This is a genomic window from Neisseria sp. P0001.S005 (genome assembly GCF_051963715.1).
Window position 1 is genome coordinate 1 of the sequence record NZ_JBQCTZ010000264.1, and the last position, 3,929, is coordinate 3,929.

A 3,929-nucleotide genomic window follows, 5' to 3' on the forward strand; every position below is an offset into this window, starting at 1 on the left:
TTTCCGAATGGCAACACGCCATTCAGACGGCCTTCGACCATATCGTCAGCAGAAATATTGCCGTCGTGGCTCATGGTGCCGGCGTGTCCGCATTTTTAGCATGGCTGTATCAAGCCGACATCATGACGCAAAAACGCCTGACCAATATTATTTTGGTCTCGCCGCGTCCAGAAGCTTTTCCCGAGGACGAAATCCATACATTCCAGCGTGTCCGCTGCCCTTGCCGTACAGCGTTGGTTATCGCCGAAAAAAACGGCACGCCACGCGATTGGGCGCAAGAACAGGCCGACCGCTGGCATGCACGCCTGCTTCAATCGCCGCATTCCGGCCAGTTGAACGGTGCACTCGGTGGCTGGCAATGGGGCATGAAGCTGATGCAGGAAATGCTGTTGAGTAAGTAGTTTGAAGTGTCTATTAATAAACAAAGGCCGTCTGAAACCGATATGTATTTCAGACGGCCTTTGTTTACAAATATCATGTTAAATATAATTAAAAGAAACTATTCTCATTTCTTTTTTGAAGCAATATAATTCGGTTGTTTCGTTAAATTGAGTATAAAAATGCAAATACCATTTCATTTGGCTTTATTACCCACGCTGATTATCGCTTCCTTCCCTGTTGCTGCCGCCGATACGCAGGACAATGGTGAACATTACACCGCTACTTTGCCCACTGTTTCTGTGGTCGGACAGTCCGATACCAGCGTACTCAAAGGCTACATCAACTATGACGAAGCCGCCGTTACCCGCAACGGACAGCTCATTAAAGAAACGCCGCAAACCGTCGATACGCTCAATATCCAGAAAAACAAAAATTACGGCACAAACGATTTGAGTTCCATCCTTGAAGGCAATGCCGGCATTGACGCCGCTTACGATATGCGCGGCGAAAGCATTTTCCTGCGCGGCTTTCAAGCCGACGCATCCGATATTTACCGTGACGGTGTGCGCGAAAGTGGGCAGGTGCGCCGTAGTACTGCCAACATCGAGCGCGTGGAAATCCTGAAAGGTCCGTCTTCCGTGCTTTACGGACGCACCAACGGCGGCGGCGTCATCAACATGGTCAGCAAATACGCCAACTTCAAACAAAGCCGCAGCATCGGTGCGGTTTATGGCTCGTGGGCAAACCGCAGCCTGAATATGGACATCAACGAAGTGCTGAACAAAAACGTCGCCATCCGCCTCACCGGCGAAGTCGGGCGCGCCAATTCGTTCCGCAGCGGCATAGACAGCAAAAACGTCATGGTTTCGCCCAGCATTACCGTCAAACTCGACAACGGCTTGAAATGGACGGGGCAATACACCTACGACAATGTGGAGCGCACGCCCGACCGCAGTCCGACCAAGTCCGTGTACGACCGCTTCGGACTGCCTTACCGCATGGGTTTCGCCCACCCGAACGATTTTGTCAAAGACAAGCTGCAAGTCTGGCGTTCCGACCTCGAATACGCCTTCAACGACAAATGGCGCGCCCAATGGCAGCTCGCCCACCGCACGGCGGCGCAGGATTTCGACCATTTCTATGCAGGCAGCGAAAACGGCAGCCTAATCAAGCGCAACTACGCCTGGCAGCAGACCGACAACAAAACCCTGTCGTCCAACTTCACGCTCAACGGCGACTACCACATCGGCCGTTTTGAAAACCACCTGACCATAGGCTTGGATTACAGCCGCGAACACCGCAACCCGACATTGGGTTTCAGCCGCGCCTTTACAGCCTCCATCAACCCCTACGACCGCGCAAGCTGGCCGGCTTCGGGCAGGCTGCAACCCGTCCTCACCCAAAACCGCCACAAAGCCGACTCCTACGGCATCTTTGTGCAAAACATCTTCTCCGCCACGCCCGACTTGAAATTCGTCCTCGGCGGCCGTTACGACAAATACACCTTTAATTCCGAAAACAAACTCACCGGCAGCAGCCGTCAATACAGCGGCCATTCGTTCAGCCCCAACATCGGCGCAGTGTGGAACGTAACGCCTGCCCACACGCTCTACGCCTCGTATAACAAAGGCTTCGCACCTTATGGCGGACGCGACGGCTATTTGAGCATCGACACTTCGTCTTCCGCCGTGTTCAACGCCGATCCCGAATACACCCGCCAATACGAAACCGGTGTCAAAAGCAGTTGGCTGGACGACCGCCTCAGCACCACATTGTCCGCCTACCAAATCGAACGCTTCAATATCCGCTACCGTCCCGACGCGCAAAATGATCCCTACACTTGGGCTGTCGGCGGCAAACACCGTTCGCGCGGTGTGGAACTGTCCGCCATCGGACAAATCATCCCCAAAAAACTCTATCTGCGCGGCTCGTTGGGCATGATGCAGGCGAAAGTCGTTGAAGACAAAGAAAATCCCGACCGAGTGGGCATCCATTTGGACAACACCAGCAACGTTACCGGCAACCTGTTCTTCCGTTACACGCCGACCGAAAACCTCTACGGCGAAATCGGCGTAACCGGTACGGGCAAACGCTACGGCTACGATTCAAGAAATAAAGAAGTCACCACGCTTCCAGGCTTTGCCCGAGTTGATGCCATGCTCGGCTGGAACCATAAAAATGTTAACGTTACCTTTGCCGCTGCCAATCTGCTCAATCAAAAATATTGGCGTTCGGGCTCTATGCCGGGTAATCCGCGTGGCTATACTGCTCGGGTAAATTACCGTTTCTGATGAAATCAGGCAAAGGCCGTCTGAAAATAAGGCTAATTATCCAAGCCATATTTCAGACGGCCTTTATAAAGGCTGAAATAAAACTAAACATATTTTTTCACTCAAATTGAACACGCCTTCAACAAAATGCCATAAAATCCGCACATTGATTTGAATGTAAAGAGATACCTATGAAATTGAAAACCTTAGCTTTGACTTCATTGACCCTGTTGGCATTGGCCGCTTGCGGCAAACAGGCTGAAACCAGCGTTCCGGCAGACAGCGCCCAAAGCAGCGCATCCGCTCCGGCAGCGCCAGCCCCATTGACCGAAGGCGTGAACTACACTGTATTGTCTACGCCTATTCCGCAACAACAGGCCGGCAAAGTCGAAGTATTGGAATTCTTCGGCTACTTCTGCCCGCATTGCGCCCATTTGGAGCCGGTTTTGAGTGAGCACACCAAAACGTTCAAAGACGATACCTACCTGCGTCGCGAGCATGTGATTTGGGGCGACGAAATGAAACCTTTGGCACGTTTGGCCGCTGCAGTGGAAATGGCTGGCGAATCAGATAAAGCCAACAGCCATATTTTCGATGCAATGGTTAATCAAAAAATCAATCTGGCCGATACCGATACCCTGAAAAAATGGTTGTCAGAGCAAACTGCATTTGATGGCAAAAAAGTATTGGCTGCATTTGAAGCTCCTGAAAGCCAAGCGCGTGCAGCTCAAATGGAAGAGTTAACCAATAAATTCCAAATCAGTGGCACACCGACCGTTATCGTCGGCGGCAAATACCAAGTCGAATTTAAAGACTGGCAGTCCGGCATGACCACGATTGATCAGTTGGTGGACAAAGTACGCGAAGAGCAGAAAAAGCCGCAATAAGTTGAAGGTTGAATAAGCAAAGGCCGTCTGAAAATAGGATTTCAGACGGCCTTTTATATTAGACGTTATAGAATAGATGGTTGCTAAAGCCTCATGGTTTTAAATCAGAATGCAAAACCAAAACGCCGTCTGAAACTTTTCAGACGGCGTTTTCTGTCAAATCGGCTTACAAACCCGGGAACATGCCTTTCATTCCCTTCATGCCTTTGGCCAAACGCATCAGTTTGCCCAAACCGTTGCCGCTGAACATCTTCATCATTTGTTGCATTTGTTCAAATTGTTTGAGCAATTTATTCACTTCCTGCACGGTTGTGCCCGCACCCATTGCAATACGGCGTTTGCGGCTGGCTTTGAGCAGGGCAGGGTTGGCGCGTTCTTTAGGGGTCATCGA

3 protein-coding genes and 1 pseudogene are annotated in these 3,929 nt (G+C 51.0%); 3 read left to right on the top strand and 1 reads right to left on the bottom strand.

Annotated elements, in window-relative coordinates; translation table 11 throughout:
* The 3 genes from ACTHSP_RS18475 to ACTHSP_RS18485 form a co-directional block, all read left to right on the top strand.
* A partial coding sequence (locus tag ACTHSP_RS18475) for an alpha/beta hydrolase (RefSeq protein WP_440346633.1) occupies positions 1–401 on the top strand: 401 nt, incomplete at its 5' end.
* Positions 402–560: 159 nt separating this feature from the next.
* Positions 561–2,672: a TonB-dependent receptor gene (locus ACTHSP_RS18480; protein WP_440346634.1), complete on the top strand. Its 2,112-nt coding sequence runs from the start codon at positions 561–563 to the stop codon at positions 2,670–2,672.
* Positions 2,673–2,842: 170 nt separating this feature from the next.
* Positions 2,843–3,538, top strand: coding sequence for a thiol:disulfide interchange protein DsbA/DsbL (locus ACTHSP_RS18485; protein WP_003683989.1), 696 nt, complete (start codon positions 2,843–2,845; stop codon positions 3,536–3,538).
* 166 nt (positions 3,539–3,704) lie between these two features.
* On the opposite strand, the pseudogene ACTHSP_RS18490 reads toward ACTHSP_RS18485, so the two are convergent.
* Positions 3,705–3,929 (bottom strand): annotated as a pseudogene (locus ACTHSP_RS18490) (signal recognition particle protein); the annotation flags it as partial.